Origin of the sequence: Synechococcus sp. J7-Johnson (genome assembly GCF_024345795.1) — a bacterium.
GTDB lineage: Bacteria > Cyanobacteriota > Cyanobacteriia > PCC-6307 > Cyanobiaceae > Regnicoccus_A.
On sequence record NZ_JAGQBU010000006.1, the window covers coordinates 22,233 to 39,360 of the forward strand.

General features: G+C 66.2%; 14 protein-coding genes. 8 read left to right on the forward strand and 6 right to left on the reverse strand.

What is annotated here, in order from left to right:
• Positions 1-12 precede the first annotated feature (12 nt).
• Together KBY93_RS04630 and KBY93_RS04635 are read left to right on the forward strand one after the other, a co-directional pair.
• A complete protein-coding gene (locus KBY93_RS04630; protein ID WP_255093079.1) occupies positions 13-1,818 on the forward strand; it encodes an aspartate kinase in 1,806 nt (601 codons plus the stop codon).
• Positions 1,818-3,152 (forward strand): exopolysaccharide biosynthesis polyprenyl glycosylphosphotransferase, encoded by a 1,335-nt coding sequence (locus KBY93_RS04635; RefSeq protein WP_255093080.1) that lies wholly within the window; start codon positions 1,818-1,820, stop codon positions 3,150-3,152. Before KBY93_RS04630 ends, KBY93_RS04635 begins: the two co-directional genes overlap by 1 nt.
• 43 nt (positions 3,153-3,195) lie before the next feature.
• Here the strand turns inward: KBY93_RS04635 and uvrB are convergent, their stop codons facing one another.
• The 3 genes from uvrB to KBY93_RS04650 form a co-directional block, all read right to left on the reverse strand.
• Positions 3,196-5,202, reverse strand: coding sequence for an excinuclease ABC subunit UvrB (uvrB, locus tag KBY93_RS04640; protein ID WP_255093081.1), 2,007 nt, complete (start codon positions 5,200-5,202; stop codon positions 3,196-3,198).
• A 139-nt stretch (positions 5,203-5,341) separates the two neighbouring features.
• The gene (locus tag KBY93_RS04645) at positions 5,342-5,773 is read right to left on the reverse strand and encodes a phage holin family protein (protein ID WP_094554853.1); all 432 of its coding nucleotides are present in this window, start codon (positions 5,771-5,773) and stop codon (positions 5,342-5,344) included.
• Positions 5,774-5,870: 97 nt separating this feature from the next.
• Entirely contained in the window at positions 5,871-6,626 is a 756-nt protein-coding gene (locus KBY93_RS04650; protein ID WP_255093082.1) for a DUF561 domain-containing protein, read from the reverse strand.
• A 15-nt stretch (positions 6,627-6,641) separates the two neighbouring features.
• On the opposite strand from KBY93_RS04650, the gene tilS reads away from it, so the two are divergent.
• Complete coding sequence (tilS, locus tag KBY93_RS04655) at positions 6,642-7,736, forward strand: tRNA lysidine(34) synthetase TilS (RefSeq protein WP_255093083.1); 1,095 nt, start codon at positions 6,642-6,644, stop codon at positions 7,734-7,736.
• The gene (locus KBY93_RS04660; protein ID WP_255093084.1) at positions 7,733-8,296 is read left to right on the forward strand and encodes a hypothetical protein; all 564 of its coding nucleotides are present in this window, start codon (positions 7,733-7,735) and stop codon (positions 8,294-8,296) included. The genes tilS and KBY93_RS04660 overlap by 4 nt, the downstream gene beginning before the upstream one ends.
• Before the next feature lie 31 nt (positions 8,297-8,327).
• Here the strand turns inward: KBY93_RS04660 and KBY93_RS04665 are convergent, their stop codons facing one another.
• The 3 genes from KBY93_RS04665 to KBY93_RS04675 form a co-directional block, all read right to left on the reverse strand.
• Positions 8,328-10,340: a ribonuclease J gene (locus tag KBY93_RS04665; protein ID WP_255093085.1), complete on the reverse strand. Its 2,013-nt coding sequence runs from the start codon at positions 10,338-10,340 to the stop codon at positions 8,328-8,330.
• A gap of 98 nt (positions 10,341-10,438) precedes the next feature.
• Positions 10,439-11,344: a 4-hydroxy-tetrahydrodipicolinate synthase gene (gene dapA / locus KBY93_RS04670; protein ID WP_255093160.1), complete on the reverse strand. Its 906-nt coding sequence runs from the start codon at positions 11,342-11,344 to the stop codon at positions 10,439-10,441.
• A gap of 14 nt (positions 11,345-11,358) precedes the next feature.
• Entirely contained in the window at positions 11,359-12,462 is a 1,104-nt protein-coding gene (locus KBY93_RS04675; RefSeq protein WP_255093086.1) for an aspartate-semialdehyde dehydrogenase, read from the reverse strand.
• 402 nt (positions 12,463-12,864) lie between these two features.
• Between KBY93_RS04675 and tig the strand changes: the two genes are divergently transcribed.
• The 4 genes from tig to KBY93_RS04695 all read left to right on the forward strand — a co-directional run bounded on the left by tig (position 12,865) and on the right by KBY93_RS04695 (position 17,100).
• Positions 12,865-14,217 carry a trigger factor gene (tig, locus tag KBY93_RS04680; RefSeq protein ID WP_255093087.1) on the forward strand — a complete coding sequence of 451 codons (1,353 nt, stop codon included), beginning with the start codon at positions 12,865-12,867 and terminating at the stop codon, positions 14,215-14,217.
• Positions 14,218-14,264: 47 nt separating this feature from the next.
• Positions 14,265-14,906, forward strand: coding sequence for an ATP-dependent Clp endopeptidase proteolytic subunit ClpP (gene clpP / locus KBY93_RS04685; RefSeq protein WP_094554860.1), 642 nt, complete (start codon positions 14,265-14,267; stop codon positions 14,904-14,906).
• 89 nt (positions 14,907-14,995) lie between these two features.
• On the forward strand, positions 14,996-16,336 hold the full coding sequence (gene clpX, locus KBY93_RS04690; RefSeq protein ID WP_094554861.1) for an ATP-dependent protease ATP-binding subunit ClpX: 1,341 nt from the start codon (positions 14,996-14,998) through the stop codon (positions 16,334-16,336).
• Positions 16,337-16,419: 83 nt separating this feature from the next.
• Positions 16,420-17,100: a lecithin retinol acyltransferase family protein gene (locus KBY93_RS04695; RefSeq protein WP_255093088.1), complete on the forward strand. Its 681-nt coding sequence runs from the start codon at positions 16,420-16,422 to the stop codon at positions 17,098-17,100.
• The last annotated feature ends 28 nt before the right edge of the window (positions 17,101-17,128 follow it).

A 17,128-nucleotide genomic window follows, 5' to 3' on the forward strand; every position in this document is an offset into this window, starting at 1 on the left:
CTGCCGAGCGGAATGGCCCTGCTGGTTCAGAAATTCGGGGGAACCTCCGTCGGCAGCGTGGAGCGGATCCAGGCGGTGGCGCGGAGGATCGCCGCCAGCCGGGAGCAGGGCCACGACCTGGTGATCGTGGTCTCGGCGATGGGCCACACCACCGATGAGCTCACCTCGCTGGCGAGGGCGCTCTGCCCTGAGCCTCCCCAGCGGGAGATGGACATGCTGCTGGCCACGGGCGAGCAGGTCTCGATCGCCCTGCTGGCCATGGCCCTGCACAGCCTCGGCGTGCCGGCCGTTTCGATGACGGGGGCCCAGGTGGGCATCGTGACCGAGTCAGCCCACGGCCGCGCCCGCATCCTCGAAGTGCGCACCGAGCGGCTGCGCAAACGGCTCGAGGATGGCCAGGTGGTGGTGGTGGCCGGCTTCCAGGGCACCAGCAGCGGCAGTGCCGGCACGCCCGAGATCACCACCCTGGGCCGAGGCGGCTCCGACACCTCCGCCGTGGCCCTCGCCGCCGCCCTGGGTGCCGACGCCTGCGAGATCTTCACCGATGTGCCCGGGGTGCTCACCACCGACCCGCGCCAGGTGAGCGATGCCCAGCTGATGGAGGAGGTGAGCTGCAACGAGATGCTGGAGCTGGCCAGCCTCGGTGCGGCGGTACTGCATCCCCGGGCCGTCGAGATCGCCCGAAACTACGGCGTGCCCCTGGTGGTGCGCTCCAGTTGGAGCGATGCGCCCGGCACCCGGCTCACCAGCGGCATGCCCCGGCCGATCGGCAACGAGGGACTGGAACTGGGCCGCCCGGTGGACGGGGCGGATCTGGAGAGCCAGCAGGCGGTGCTTGCCCTCACCCGGGTGCCCGATCACCCCGGGGTGGCCGCTCTGCTGTTCGAGGCCCTCTCCGCAGCCCAGCTGAATGTGGATCTGATTGTGCAGGCCACCCACGTCGGCGCCAGCAACGACATCGCCTTCACCCTCTCGGAGAGCCAGCTGGACGCCGCCCAGGAGGTCTGCCGGGGCCTGCTGCAGGCGCTGGGGGTGGAGGACAGCGCCCTGAGCACCCAGGCGGGGCTGGCCAAACTCAGCATTTCCGGGGCCGGGATCATGGGGCGGCCCGGAATCGCCGCGCGCCTGTTCGACACCCTGGCCCGCTACGGCATCAACCTGCGCATGATCGCCACCAGCGAAGTCAAGGTGAGCTGCCTGGTGGAGGGAAGCCAGGGAGCTCGGGCCCTGCGCGCCGCCGCCGAGGTGTTCGAATTGCAGGAGCACCAACTGCACCAGAACCCGCTCCCCTGCAACGTGAATGATCCGGCGGTGCGCGGGGTGGCCCTCGACCGCGACCAGGCCCAGGTTGTGGTCCGCCAGGTGCCCGATCGTCCCGGCACCGCCGCCGCCGTCTGCCGTGCCCTGGCCGATGCCGGCATCAGCCTCGACACCATCGTCCAGTCAGAGCGCACCCATGGCTCAGCCCCCCAGCTCAGACGTGACATGAGCTTCACCCTGCGCCGCGACGACCTCAACCGAGCCCGCCAGGCCCTGCAACCGGTGCTTGCCCCCTGGCCGGAGTCACGCTTCGAGGAAGGCCTGGCCATCGCCCGGGTCAGCGCCGTGGGCGCCGGCATGCCCTGCACTCCCGGCACCGCCGCCCGCATGTTCCGGGCCTTGTCGGAGGCCGGGGTGAACATCGAGATGATCGCCACCAGCGAAATCCGCACCAGCTGTGTGGTGGCGGAAGCCGATGGGGTAAGGGCCCTGCAGGCGGTTCATGCCTGCTTCCAGCTGGGCGGCAGCACCGCCGCTGCAGTGGAGGCCATCGCCTAGTGCACTGGCTGCGTCACCGCCGCTGGTTGGCCCTGGCCGCGGGACTCGATGCCCTCGGCGTCGCCCTGCTGGCGGCCTGGATCGACCGGGAACGGGATGGCTTCCTCGAGAATCAATTGCCCCTGCTGGTGATGCTGGTGGCGATCTATCTCAGCCTCGGCTGGCTGCTCGGATCGTTCACCCTGGTCAAGCTGCGGCGTCTGCGCTGGAGCCAGCTGGTGGTGCGCCTGACGATCACCAGTGCGGCCTCCACGGCCAGCGGTGCCGTGCTGGGCTGGCTGTTGCGAACGGCCCCCGAGGTGACCCTGCTGCACCGCGGCAGCCTGCTGCCCCTGTTCGGCCTGGCGGCGCTCTGGAGTGGTGGGGTGCGGTTGCTGTTGCGCCAGCTGGCCCACGCCACCCGCCAGGACCAGTGGGAGATCGTCAGCCTCCCCGAGGAGGAGGCGGCGATCCGCAACGAATGGGAGCGGATCGGTGCGATCAAGGCTCCCCCTATCCATGCGTTCAGCCAGGACATGACCCAGGTGGTGGCTGGGCCTCCTGGCAACGAGAGCAGTGGCCTGGCTCTCAGCCAGGGGGTGCTCAACCAGCCTGACGGGCTCGACACCTGCGTCTGGGCCCTGGGGGAGGACCGACCCGTCACCTCCCTGGCCCTGGCGGCCGAGCAGGAGCTGCAGCGGATCCCGCCCCGCTGGGTGGTGGATCGATGGCTGCTGTTCTCCGATCGCGGCGATCAGGGCAGTGGCGGCTTCGAGCGCCAGCTCAAGCGCTATGCCGATGTAGTGGTGAGCCTGCTGCTGCTGCTGTTCTGCGCCCCGTTGCTGGCCTGTGCGGCGGTACTGATTCGCCTGAACGACGGGGGACCGGTGCTCTACCGCCAGCGGCGCACGGGCCTGCAGGGAAAGCGCTTTGAGGTGATCAAACTGCGCACGATGGTCCCCAATGCGGAGGACAAGGGCGAGGCGATCTGGTCGGAGCCGAACGACGGGCGCATCACCCCGGTGGGCCAGTGGCTGCGGCGCACCCGCCTCGATGAACTGCCCCAATTGATCAATGTGCTGCGGGGAGAGATGAGCCTGATCGGCCCGCGGCCCGAGCGCCCCGAGCTGGAGAGGAACCTGGAGCGGCGCATTCCCAACTACCGGCTGCGGCACTGGATCCGGCCGGGCCTGAGCGGTTGGGCCCAGGTGAATATGCCTTACAGCTCCAGCGTGGAGGACGCTGAACTGAAGCTGAGTTACGACCTCTACTACCTGCGCAACAGCAGTGTCTGGCTGGATCTGCTGATCCTGTTCAAGACGATCAAAACAGTGCTCAAGGCAGCCGGGCGCTGAGCTTTAAGAATGCCCAAAGAGCTGGCAGCCGGACACCCTCATTTCATGCCCTCCCCACCAGCTTCTGACGCAGCTTCTTGATGCGATCGCGCAGGTTGGCGGCCTCTTCGAACTCCAGGTTCTTGGCGGCTGCTTTCATCTTGTCCTCCAGCTCCAGGATCAGCTCCGGCAGGGCATCAAGGGGCACCATCGCGAACGAGGCCTGCTCAGCCTCAGGTTGCGGCCCATCATCCTGAGCTCGTCTGGACACTTCCAGGAAGCTGAGGATGGCATTGCCGGCCCGCTTGCCGGCTGGACTGGGGGTGATGCCGTGGGTCTCGTTGTAGGTCTGCTGGATCGCCCGTCGCCGTTCGGTTTCGGAGATGGCACGGGCCATCGAGTCGGTGAGGTTGTCGGCATAGAGCAGGGCCATCCCGTCCACATGACGGGCCGCCCGGCCGATGGTCTGGATCAAGGAGCGCTCCGCCCGCAGGAATCCCTCCTTGTCGGCATCAAGAATCGCCACCAGGGACACCTCCGGCAGATCCAGACCTTCCCTCAGCAGATTCACCCCCACCAGCGCATCAAAATCGCCGTTGCGCAGATCCTGGATGATTTCGATCCGCTCGATCGAATGGATCTCCGAGTGCAGATAGCGCACCCGGACGCCATTTTCAGCCAGGTAATCGGTTAGGTCTTCGGCCATCCGTTTGGTGAGGGTGGTGATCAGCGTGCGCTCATCCCGCTCCGCCCGCAGCCGGATTTCACCGAGCAGGTCATCCACCTGGCCCTCGGTGGGGCGCACCTCCACCACCGGGTCGAGCACACCTGTGGGGCGGATCACCTGCTGGGCCACATGGCCGTGGCTTTGCTCCATTTCCCACGTCCCGGGCGTGGCTGAGACGAAGATGGTCTGGCGTGCCTTCGACCAGAACTCCTCGGCCTTGAGCGGACGATTGTCTGCGGCGCTGGGCAGCCTGAAGCCATGTTCCACCAGCACCTGCTTGCGGGCCTGGTCGCCGTTGTACATGGCATGGAGCTGGGAGCAGGTGACGTGGCTCTCATCCACCACCAGCAACCAGTCGTCAGGGAAATAGTCGATCAGGCACTCGGGCGGCGTACCGGCCTGGCGGCCCGCCAGGTGGCGGGCGTAGTTCTCGACGCCATTGCAGTAGCCCACCTGCTGCAACATTTCGAGGTCGTAGGTGGTGCGCTGCTCCAGCCGCTGGGCCTCCAGCAGACGGCCCTGGCCCTGGAGGTGCTCCAGGCGCTGGTTCAGTTCCTCGCGGATGGCCGCAATCGCTGAATCGAGCCTGTCCTTGGGGGTGACGAAGTGTTTGGCAGGATAGATATTTATATTTTCTAAACTCTGCAGGATTTCACCGGTGGTGGGATCGACATAGCGAATCGCCTCCACTTCATCACCGAAGAGTTCAATACGCACCAGCCGGTCTTCGTAGGCGGGGCCGATCTCGAGCACATCTCCCTTCACCCGGAAGCGACCCCGCCCGACTTCGATATCGTTGCGCGAATACTGGTTATTCACCAGCTCGCGCAGGGAACCGCGCAGGTTGAGAGGCTCACCCACCTGAAAGCGCACCGCAGCCTTGAGGTATTCCGAGGGAATACCGAGGCCATAGATGCAACTGATCGAAGCCACCACGATCACATCCTGGCGCTCGAACAACGAACGGGTGGCGGAGTGCCGCAGCATGTCGATCTCTTCGTTGATCGAAGCCGTCTTGGCGATGTATGTATCGGAGACCGGAACATAGGCCTCCGGCTGGTAGTAGTCGTAGTAGGAGATGAAATATTCGACAGCATTGTTAGGGAAGAACTCCCGCAACTCATTGCAGAGCTGGGCCGCGAGAGTCTTGTTATGGGCAAGCACCAGAGCCGGACGACCGGTGCGGGCAATCACGTTGGCAATGGTGAAAGTCTTGCCGGTGCCCGTGGCCCCCAGCAGGGTCTGGTATCGCTCACCCCCATCAACACCGTCCACCAGGGCTTCGATGGCCGTTGGTTGGTCGCCCTTGGGCTCGTAGGGAGCCTGGAGCTCGAAGCGCGCCATGGCCGCTGGTTCCAGGTGGCCCCTGGATAAAGACAGAATTGATTCTAGGAATCAGCCCCTACTTGTGCCCGCCTGCAACACGGTCGGCAAACCGCATCACCTGCGGCAAATAGCCAGCTTCGGCAGGCCCTCAGATCATTCAGCCCACGCCGACTGCCGCGGAGAGAGCGGCCGACGCCCGGGTGAAGCTCACATCAAGGCCAAGCCAGCCCAGGATCAAGGTGCTGAGCACGCTGTAAACGATTGCACCGAGGGCCGCGCTGATCAGACCGTTCTTGAGCCGGAAGCCCTGGATCAACCAGGCCGCCAGGGCAAACAGCACGATCGTGATAACCCAGTTGTAGACAGCGGTGATCGGTGTCACCATGCCGCCCAGGCTGGTGAGGGCCCAAGGCAATGCCAGCACCAGCCTCAACGGCCAGATCAGCAGCGTTCCCAGCAGGCCGATCACCGCTGCTGAGAGCAGGGCGGTGCCGAAACTGTTGAATTCGACTCCGAGGGGCAAGACCCCCACGAACAACAGCACAAGAGCCCGGATAGGCCATTGCAGAATCCAGAGGAACGGGCCCATATCAAAATTCCGGAGTCGGGATCAGGCTAATCAAAGCCCCCTGACTTGGCCAAGTCAGGGGTGCTGAACCGTCACAAGCAGGAGGGTCCTCGGGGCCTCAGCCGACCGACACCCGCGCCGGGGTCAGGGACTCACGCAGGCCGCGCACCACCGCCACCATGGCGAGTTCATCATCAAGCCTGTTCACGGCCGAGCCCACACCCACCCCATGGGCACCGGCAGCGATGGCCAGGGGCAGGGTGACGGCGGACAGTCCGGAAGCGCAGAGCACCGGCAACTCAACCGCCCGGCTGATGGCGTGGGCCGCCGCCAGGGTGGGCGCTGCTTTCTCAATCAGGCCAAGGGCACCGGGACTGAAGGGACGGGCGCTGGTGCCGCCTTCGGTCTGGATCAGGTCGGCGCCGGCAGCAGCCAGATCAATGGCCAGCTGCTGCTGTTGATCAAGGGGGAGCCCATGGGGCACCGTGACCGAGAGCACCACCTCCGGCAGCAGCTCCCTGGTGCGCCGGGTCAGAGCGAGCACCTCCTCGGCGCCGAAGATCCGACCTTCGGGGTAGAACGAATCGAAATTGCCGATCTCCACCATCGCGGCGCCAGCGGCCACGGCGGCGGGGAACAGCTGCGGATCGACGGCCGAGACGCAGACCGGCAGGCCGGAGGCCACGGCAGCCAGGCGCACGAGATCGGGATCGCAAGCCACATCGAGCAGGTCGGCGCCACCGGCTCCGGCTGCCCGGCTGATCCGCTCCACGCTGGCCGCCTCGAAGTTGCGCAAGCCAGCGATCACCTTCAACAGCCGCCGGGAGTGCAGCGCCGCTTGCAGGGGAGCGGGCAGGCTGGTGAGGCGCGACATCGGCGAGCGAGGCAGATGGCAGCGATTCTCCCATGGGGTCCCCTGCAGCACCGGCTGCACCGGCGACTACTGGCGGACCCCCAGCTTCTGCCCCGGGGGAGCCGCCTGCTGCTGGCCATCTCCGGTGGCCAGGACTCGATGGCCCTGACGGCCCTGCTGCTGGAGCTGCGACGCCTGCACGACTGGGAGATGCACCTCTGGCACGGCAACCACGGCTGGCGAGAGGAAGCCGCCGAGCTGGCCGCCGAGCTGGCGGCCTGGGCCGGCGGCCTGGGCCTGCCGATGCTGGTGGAGAACGCCCCCGCTGGGCCAGCCGCCCCCGCCGCCGGCCAGGAGGAGGCTGGGCGCCGCTGGCGCTACGAGCGGTTGAACCAGCAGGCCCTGAGCCTGAACTGCCCACGCGTCGTGACTGGCCATACCGGCAGTGACCGGGCGGAGACCCTGTTGTTCAACCTGGCAAGGGGTTGTGGGCTGCGGGGGCTGAGCAGCCTGCGCGCACGCCGTCCCCTCAGCGGCAGCATCGATTTGGTACGTCCCCTGCTCGGCTTCTCCCGAGCCGAGACCGCAGCCTTCTGTCAGCAGCAGCACCTGCCCCTGTGGCTGGATCCCAGCAACACCGATCTCCGCTTCAGCCGCAACCGGCTGCGCCTGGAGGTGCTGCCGGTGCTCGAGCAGCTCCATCCCGGGGCCTGGCGTCGTCTGAGCGCCACGGCCGAACGCCTGGAAGCCAGCGAGGGCCTCACTGAGGAGCTGGCCCTGCTGGCCCTCACGGCCCTGCAGGCGCCGGCTGCCCCCCCGGCTGCAGGGCAGCCAGAGCTGGGACCAGGACTGCACCGCCAACGGCTGAGCGAGCTCTCCGCCAGCTGTCAGGAGCGACTGCTCGATTTCTGGCTGGAGCGCAGCGCCGGGGTGCGGCTGGGGGCCCGGAACCTTGAATCCCTGCGGCGCCGGTTGCAGCTGAGCCAGGGGCCTGGCAGCCTGGAATTGCCCGGAGGCAGGAGCCTCCTCTGGGACCGGCAGAGCCTGCGGCTAAAACCGGTTCAGAGCGAGCACGCGGATCCATCCGGCCCTGCCGAACCCGGTGCGGCCTCAGCCCCCTCCAACCGATGACCTCCAGCGGCTTCGATCAGGCTTACAAGAGTGTGGAGCTGGCCTACAGCCAGGGGCGCTTCGCAGAGGCCCTGCAGGAGGGGCAGGACCTGCTGGAGAACACACCACTTGAGGCCAGTGATCCCCACAGCCTGCGGCTGAAGCTGCTGCTGGGACACATTCACTTCTACGGGCTGCGCCAGATGGAAGGCGCCGGCGAGCTGTACCTGGCGGTACAGCTCGCCGGCGCCAAGGGGAGCACATACAACGATCTGGCCGCCGAGGGACTGGCGCTCTGCGAGCAGAGCCGACCCGTGCCCAGCGAGGCGGCAGCCATGCCCTGGGCCACGGATCTGGCATCGATGGGGTCAGCCCCCCTGAGCCTGGCCCCGGCTCCTCCGGACAGCGGCCTCGAAGACGAGAGCAGCGTCGACGGGACTCCCCAGGCCGTGGAAGCTGTGCGGGTGGAAGTGCTGGCCGAACCGGCCAGCTCCAGCCGCGATGTCCCAGGCCAAAGACACTTCAGCCCAGAGGAGGAGGCTGAGCTGGCCAAGGGTCTGCTGCGGGTGGTGCTGGGCTGAGCGGCAGCGGGGCCGCCCAGCCCGCTGCCGCTCAGCTGGCGGCGGTGGAGCGACGACGACGCACCCGGTTGGCGGGCATCTCCGGTTCCTCTCGCGTGGCCTCTGCGGCCTGCACGGCGGGTGCGCTTACGGGGGTCATGACGGCGACAGGCGTGGTGGCCGTGGCCGCGACAGCACCGGAAGCCTGTACCCGCTGGGGAGCAGGCGCCTGGTTGCGGATCACAGGTTCGCGTCCTGAGCTGTCGCGGCGACCGCCGCGGGGGGCTGGACGGCTGTCGGGCTCGGCATCAGCACGGCCTTTGTAGGCCGGGGTGCCTGCCGGAGCTGGCTGCACCAGACAGATGATCAAAGGCTCCACCTGCAGTTCGCGCCGCAAGCGGCGCTGAAGGCCCACCTCGATCTCCCTCTGAACGCCCACCCAATCGACCTCGGGAGCCGTACCGCCGGTGTTGCGGGCCAGCTGATTCCAGCGGTTTTCCAGAACCCAGCCGATCTCCCGCTCGGCCCAGACCGAGAGCCGGCGGGCATCAGCGGTGGTGACAACGCCGCGCAGGTTGACCCGTGGCGGGGCACCCATCACACCATCGGTGCTGATCACGGTCAGCAGGGTGATCACGCCGTCTTCGGCCAACTGCTGACGTTCCTTGAGAACGCGGTTGTCGACGATGCCGTTGCGGGAGGCATCCAGCAGTTCGATGCCGGCCTTGACCGGATCCCCCTTATGAATGCTCGTGGGGGTGAGCTCCACCACATCGCCGTTGTCGATGATCAGCATGTTGTCGGCGGGAATCCCCATCGACTGGGCCGTGCGCGAGTGGCACACCAGCATGCGGTGCTCCCCGTGGACAGGCACGAAGAACTTGGGCCGGGTGAGCGCCAGCATCAACTTGTGGTCTTCCTGGCAGCCATGGCCAGACACGTGAATGCCTTCACCTTTGCCATAGACCACCTTGGCCCCCATCATCATCAACCGGTCGATGGTGTTCACCACCGAAATGGTGTTGCCTGGGATCGGGCTGGCGGAGAAGATGATCGTGTCGGTGGATTTCACCTGCACCTGAGGGTGCTCTCCGCGGGAAATGCGGCTGAGGGCGGCGAGAGGTTCACCCTGGCTGCCGGTCATCAGCAGAAGCGTTTCGCGATCGGGAAGATCGCGAATCTGCTTGATAGGCACAAACAGTTCGTCAGGGCAGCGGATGTAACCAAGCTCACGCGCCTTGGCGATCACGTTGAGCATGGAGCGGCCCAGCAGACCCACCTTGCGGCCATGCTTCATCGCCAGCTCCAGGATCATCGAAACCCGGTGGACGGAACTGGCAAACGTGGTGACGATCACCCGGCCTTCGGAATTGGCGAAGTGACGATCGAGATTTGGGAACACCGACCGCTCGGGCGGGGTGAATCCGGGCACCTCTGCATTGGTGGAATCACTGAACAGGCAGAGCACGCCCTGCTCGCCGTAATGAGCCATCCGCTGGATGTCGAAGTATTCACCATCGACAGGGGTGTGATCAAACTTGAAATCGCCGGTGAAGATCACCACGCCCACGGGTGTGGTGATCGCCAGGCTGAAGCTGTCGGCGATCGAGTGGGTGTTACGTATGAACTCCACCTGGAAGTGCTGGCCCACCTTGACCACATCCCGGGGGCTCACCGTCTGGATCACGGTGCGATCGGTGACGGCAGCCTCTTCCATCTTCCCCTGAAGCATCGACATGGCCAGCCGCGGGCCGTAGATCACGGGGATGCTGAAGTTCTTGAGGTGGTGGGGAATGCCGCCGATGTGATCTTCGTGACCATGAGTCACGATCATGCCGCGGATGCGCTTCTGGTTTTCACGCAGATAGCTGGTATCGGGCAGCACCACATTGACGCCGTGCATGCCATCGCTGGGGAAGGCCAGGCCGGCATCCACCAGCATCAGCTCATCGCCGTATTCAAAAACACAGGTGTTCTTGCCGATCTCATGAAGCCCGCCGAGGGGAATCACCCTCAGGGCCGGCTGTTTGTTGGCGGGGGAGGTCTTGTTGTTGCTTGAGCTCATGGGGTGGGAAACGAAGGGGTGCAGAACAGATGAACGCGATCAGGGTGTTGCTGTTGCGAGAACTCCAGGCCGCACTGCGCTGGAGCTAAGCCATGGCGTCAGGTAGGACGCAGGGCAGCCAGGGCGGAAGTCAATCGGGCACGGACGTCGCTGTCGGCGGAGACCAGCGGAAGACGGGGGGACCCCACGGGCCAGCCCTCCAGTTCAAGGGCGGCTTTGACGGGAATGGGATTGGTGGTGGCGAACAGGGCCCGGCAGAGGGGCAGCAGGCGTTCGTGCAGGGCCAGAGCCGCAGCCAGCTCGCCAGCGAAGAAGAACTCAATCATGCGCTGGATCTCACGCCCCACCAGATGGCTGGCCACGCTCACCACGCCGACAGCACCAACCGCCAGCATCGGCAGGGTCAGGGCATCGTCGCCGCTGTAGATCGCCAGTCGGTCGCCGCAGAGCAGCCGCAGCTGGCTGACTTCATCAGTGCTGCCACTGGCGGCCTTATAGCTCACCACGTTGGGCAGGTCGAGCAGCCGGGCCGTGGTGCGGGGCTCAAGGCTGCAGCCAGTGCGGCCAGGGATGTTGTAGAGCATCACCGGCAGTCCTGGGGCCGCCTGGGCAATCGCACGAAAATGGGCTTCCAGCCCATCCTGGGGCGGCTTGTTGTAGTAGGGGACCACCACCAGGGCTCCGTCGGCGCCTTCCTCGGCCGCCCGTCCGATCGCTTCGATCGCCTCAGCCGTGCAGTTGCTGCCGGTGCCGGCGAGCACCAGTGCCCGTCCCTCCACGGCCCGCTTCACCGCCTCGAACAGCTCGTGCTGTTCCTTCCAGCTCAGGGTGGGAGATTCACCGGTGGTGCCGCAGAGCACAAGTCCTTCGGAGCCGTGGTCCACCAGATGTGCAGCCAGGCGAGCGGCCAGATCGAGGTCAACCGACCCATCAGGGCTGAACGGAGTGACCATCGCGGTGAGCAACCTGCCGAAGGGCGGTTGCGGTGGACTCGCGACACTCAGTTGAGCCGTGGTACTCAAACGGCACCTCCGACACTGGATGCGGATGGGGCACCCGCCGGCTGGGTGGCGGCCTCGCGCCAGGCCGGATCCAGCAGCAACTCGGCGATCTGCACGGCGTTGAGGGCTGCCCCCTTGCGGATCTGATCACCACAGAGCCAGAGCTCGAGGGCGTTGGGGTCGCTGAGGTCCTGGCGAATGCGTCCCACCGCCACCGGATCACGGCCGGTGACATCGGTGGGCATCGGAAAGCGATTGGCGGCGAAATCCTCCAGCAGCTCCACCCCTGGTGCCTCCGCCAGCAGGGCCCTGGCCTCCTCGACGGGGAAGGGTTGCTCAAACTCGATGTTCACCGCCTCGGAGTGGGCCCGCAGCACCGGCACCCGCACACAGGTGGCCGAGAGGCGCAGCTCCGGCAGAGCCATGATCTTGCGGGTTTCGTACAGCATCTTGAGCTCCTCCTCGCAGTAGCCGCTGGGCTGAAGAGGAGAGTTGTGCAGGAAGAGATTGAAGGCCAGGGAGTGGGGCAGCACCTCGCTCACCGGCTCGCCCCCATCCAGCACGGTGCGGCTGAGCTTCCGTAATTCCTCCATCGCCCGGGCCCCGGCACCGCTGGCCGACTGATAAGTGCTCACCACCACGCGGCGGATCGGACGGCGAGCCTGGAGGGGAGCCAGGGCCAGGGTGAGCAGGATCGTGGTGCAGTTGGGGTTGGCGATGATCCCCCGGTGGCACAGGACCGCCTCCGGGTTCACCTCCGGCACCACCAATGGCACCTCGGGATCGAGGCGGAAGGCGCTGGAATTGTCGATTACAACTGCGCCAGCTGCCACCGCCACCGGCGCCCAGAGCCGTGAGATCGCGCCGCCGGCAGAGGCCAGAACCACATCCACGCCCTCGAAGGCGGCGGCGTCGACAGTCTCGATGGGGAGCTCACGCCCTTGCCATGCCAGCCGGCGTCCAGCTGAGCGGGGTGAGGCCAGCAGCCGCAGTTCACCGACCGGAAAGCGGCGCTCCGCCAGCAGTGCGAGCAGCTCCTGTCCAACGGCGCCAGTGGCACCGAGCACAGCCACCGTCAGGGGACGGCTGGGGAGTGGGTGAAAGGAGGAGGTGCTTGACAACGGCAGTAAGGGGTGAATGCACTGGTCGTGAAGGCTGGACCCGGAGCTCGCAAAGGGGTACTACCCGGGCTCGGCTTGCGGCGGACGCTACGGCCTGAAAAAAGGTGAACCTGATGGGCAGAGCTGAGCCTTCAGGCAAGAACTGGAGGGGAGTCGAAAGGGTTGCAGAGGAACAGAAAAACTTCGAGAGCCTTAGCCAGCGTCTCGCTCCGTGGGGCGGAGGGAGCTGAGCACGGAGGACCTGAGGCTCGGAATGGAACCAGTTGGTCCTGGTGGATATCAACGACCACATGTCGTTGAGCACACAATACGCGGCCCGGGCCTCAGGCGGGTCCGCTGGAGGGGCTGGAGCACGAGTTCATAGGATCAGGGGCTGCATCGCCGCGGCCCGGCCGTTTCGCCATGAGCTCCGCCCTGAAGGTCAAGACCAGCCCCCGCCCCGGCAGCCGGCTGGCGCTGGAGGTGGACGTCCCAGGCGGCCGCTCCCAGGCCAGCTACGAGGCCGCCGTGGTGAAGCTGAGCCGCAGTGTGCGCCTGCCTGGATTCCGCCAGGGCAAGGTGCCCCGGCCGGTGCTGCTCCAGCAGATCGGCCCGCTGCGAATTCGCGCCACCGCCCTCGAAGACCTGGTGGACAGCGTCTGGCGTGATGCCCTGGAGCAGGAGAAGATCGAGGCTCTCAGCAGCCCCGAGCTGAGCGGTGGCTTCGAGGCCCTGCTGGAGCGCTTCAGCCCCGGTGAAGACCTCACCCTCACCCTTGAGCTGGATGTGCAACCCACCCCCAGTCTCAAGGCCACCAAAGGACTCACGGCCGAAGCTGAGCTGATCAGCTATGACCCCTCACGGGTCGATGAGATGCTCGAGCAATCGCGCCGCCAGCTGGCCACCCTGGTGCCGGTGGAGGATCGACCCGCCGCCACTGGCGACGTGGCGGTGGTGGCCTTCAGCGGCAGCTTTGTCGACACCGGAGCGGCGATCGAGGGCGGCAGCTCCGATGCCATGGAGGTGGAGCTCGAAGAGAAGCGAATGATTCCCGGCTTCGTGGCGGGCATCCTCGGCATGGTCGTGGGCGAGGAGCGCGAGGTGAACTGCCGCTTCCCCGACGACTACCCCCAGGAGGAGGCTCAGGGCCGCGAGGCCAGCTTCAGCATCACCCTCAAGGAACTCAAGGCGCGCGAACTCCCCGCCCTCGATGACGCCTTCGCCAAGGAGGCCAGTGACAAGGACACCCTCGAGGAGCTCAGAACCGATCTTGAAACCCGCCTGCGTGAGGACGCTGAACGGCGGGCCCGCAGCAGCCGCCACGACGCCCTGCTCTCGGCACTGGTGGAGCAGCTGGAGGTCGATCTGCCCGAGACCCTGATCCAGCAGGAGATCCGCTCACTGATTGAGCAAACCGCCTCCCAGATCGCCCAGCAGGGGATGGATGTGAAGAAGCTGTTCAGCCCCGATCTGGTGCGCAGCCTGATGGACAGCTCCCGCCCGGAGGCCGAGCAACGTCTGCGGCGCAGCTTCGCCCTCAAGGCCCTGGCGGAAGCCGAAGGCATCCGCCCGGAGGCCGCGGCGATCGAAGCCAAGGTCAAGGAGGTCAGTCAGGGTCTGAGCGACACCAGTTCGATCGATCCGCAGCGCCTGCGCGAAGCCGTGGCCGAGGATCTGCTGCGCGAGAGCTTGCTGGAGTGGCTCGAGGCCAACAGCACCCTCACCGAAAAAGCCCCTGAGGTCGAGACGGCTGACGGCGCCGACGACCAGGCCTGAGGCCGCCATAGATTGATGTTCTGTCCCGTTTCCCCTGCCCCAGCCGCGTGATCGAAGCCATTCGCTCCCATCCGATCCACAACAGCTGGCAGGCCTCGCCAGGCGTGCTGCCCACGGTGGTGGAGCAGTCGGGGCGCGGCGAGCGGGCGTTCGATATCTATTCGCGCCTGTTGCGGGATCGGATCATCTTCCTGGGCACCGGTATCGACGATCAGGTGGCCGACTCCCTGGTGGCCCAGCTCCTGTTCCTGGAAGCGGAAGATCCCGAGAAGGACATCCAGATCTACGTCAACTCGCCGGGCGGCTCGGTCACGGCTGGGCTGGCCATCTACGACACCATGCAGCAGGTGGCTCCTGACGTGGTGACCATCTGTTATGGCCTGGCGGCCAGCATGGGGGCGTTCCTGCTCTCGGGTGGCGCCAAGGGAAAGCGCATGGCACTGCCCAGCGCGCGGATCATGATCCACCAGCCCCTCGGAGGCGCCCAGGGGCAGGCTGTCGACATAGAGATTCAGGCGAAGGAGATCCTCTTCCTCAAGGACACCCTCAACGGTCTGATGGCGGAGCACACCGGTCAGCCCCTCGAGAAGATTGCGGAAGACACCGACCGGGACTACTTTTTGTCTCCGCCCGAAGCCGTGAGTTACGGATTGATCGATCGTGTCGTGGATGACACGACTCCGGTTTGATCCTTAAGGTCTGCTGACGAACCCCGGGTTCCGGCCGATCCTGGAAGGCCGGCCCATGCCCTACCCCCTGACCAGGACGCCCCAGCCCGATGGCCAAGTTCGACGCCCACCTCAAGTGCTCGTTCTGCGGCAAGTCTCAGGAGCAGGTGCGCAAACTGATCGCCGGACCCGGGGTCTACATCTGCGACGAATGCATCGATCTCTGCAATGAGATCCTTGATGAGGAGTTGGTGGAAAGCCATGGCAGCGCCAGGCCCCACGGCGACCACGGCCGCAAGCCAGCCGTCAAAAAGAGCAGCAAGCCCGCCCCCACCCTGGCGACCATCCCCAGACCTAAGGAGATCAAGGCCTTCCTCGATGAACAGGTGGTGGGCCAGGACGAGGCCAAGAAGGTGCTCTCGGTTGCGGTCTACAACCACTACAAGCGCCTGGCCTGGCAAGGAGACGGCAAGGGTGAGACCGACCGCAGCGCCACCCGCCTGCACAAATCGAACATCCTGCTGATCGGCCCCACCGGCAGTGGCAAGACCTTGCTTGCCCAGACACTGGCCGAACTTCTTGATGTGCCGTTCGCGGTGGCCGACGCCACCACCCTCACCGAGGCGGGCTATGTGGGTGAGGACGTGGAGAACATCCTGCTGCGCCTGCTGCAGAAGGCTGACCTCGATGTGGAGCAGGCCCAGCGCGGCATCATCTACATCGACGAGATCGACAAGATCGCCCGCAAGAGCGAGAACCCCTCGATCACACGCGATGTGTCCGGCGAAGGGGTGCAGCAGGCGCTGCTCAAGATGCTGGAAGGCACCGTCGCCAACGTGCCGCCCCAGGGGGGACGCAAGCATCCCTACCAGGACTGCATCCAGATCGACACCAGCCAGATCCTGTTCATCTGCGGCGGCGCCTTCGTGGGACTCGAAGACGTGGTGCAGCGACGCCTGGGTCGCAATTCGATCGGTTTCCTGCCCGCTGATGGCCGCGGCCGCGGCCACCGCGAACTCAAGGCCAGCCACGTGCTGCGTCACCTCGAACCCGACGATCTGGTGCGCTACGGGCTGATCCCCGAATTCACCGGCCGGCTGCCCGTGAGCGCCGTGCTGGAGCCCCTCGATGTGCGTTCCCTGGAGTCGATCCTCACCGAACCCCGCGACGCCCTGATCAAGCAGTTCCAGACGCTGATGAGCATGGACAGCGTGCGCCTGGAGTTCGAGCCCGGCGCCATCGAGGCGATCGCCCATGAGGCCCACCGCCGACGCACCGGTGCCCGTGCCCTTCGCGGCATCGTCGAAGAGTTGATGCTGGATCTGATGTACGACCTCCCCTCCAACACCGAGGTCAGCACCTACACGATCACCCGCGAGCTGGTGGAGCAACGCAGCAAGGCCAAGGTGCTCCCCTATCCCAGCGTGGTCAGCCAGCAGGAATCGGCCTGAACGGCAATCCACCCCTGACCGTCCTTGATCCACCCGCCAACCCGGCGGCAGGGTGAAGCGATTCTGCCCCGCGATCAAGGCCCATGGCAGCCGCCGACCATCTCCAGGTACCCCGGCAGCACGGGCTGTTCAACCACCACGGCATCGACCTGGGGGATGGCAGCGTGGCCCATTACCTGGAGGGCAGGGCGATCCTGCGCTCACCCCTCGAGGACTTCAGCCGTGGTGAAGCAGTGGCGGTGGTCGGCTACGACCCCACCGAGATCTCTCCGGCGGGCACGACCCTGCGCCGGGCCATGGGCCGGCTGGGGGAGCAGCGCTACAACCTGATCTTCAACAACTGCGAGCACTTCGCGATCTGGTGCAAGACCGGTCGTCACCGCAGTGCCCAGGTGGACAGCTGGCTGCACACCAGCAGCCTCGGAGCCCTGATGCTGGGCCAGCTGGTGCCGGCGGCCCTGATCACCGGCGTGCGCCTGCTGCTCCGGCAGGGGCTCAATCTGGATGGGGAGCAGCTGGAGAAGGGCCGGACACTGGCACTTCAGAGCCTGGAGCAGCTCGATGGACTGCGCCTGAAGCTGCAGCAGAAGCTGGAGGCGGAGCTGGCCCGGGCAGAGGCCCGCTGGGGGGAAGGCCGAGACGGCGCAACGGATTCCTTCGCCAAACTGCGCCTGGCGGCCCAGAATCTGGCCGATCAGCTTGAGGAGGTGGAGGAGATGGAGGACAGTCTGGAGCGCCTGCTGGCCCCGAAACCCGCTGAGTAGCCTCATGGCCCAGGCCGTCCGGGGAGCA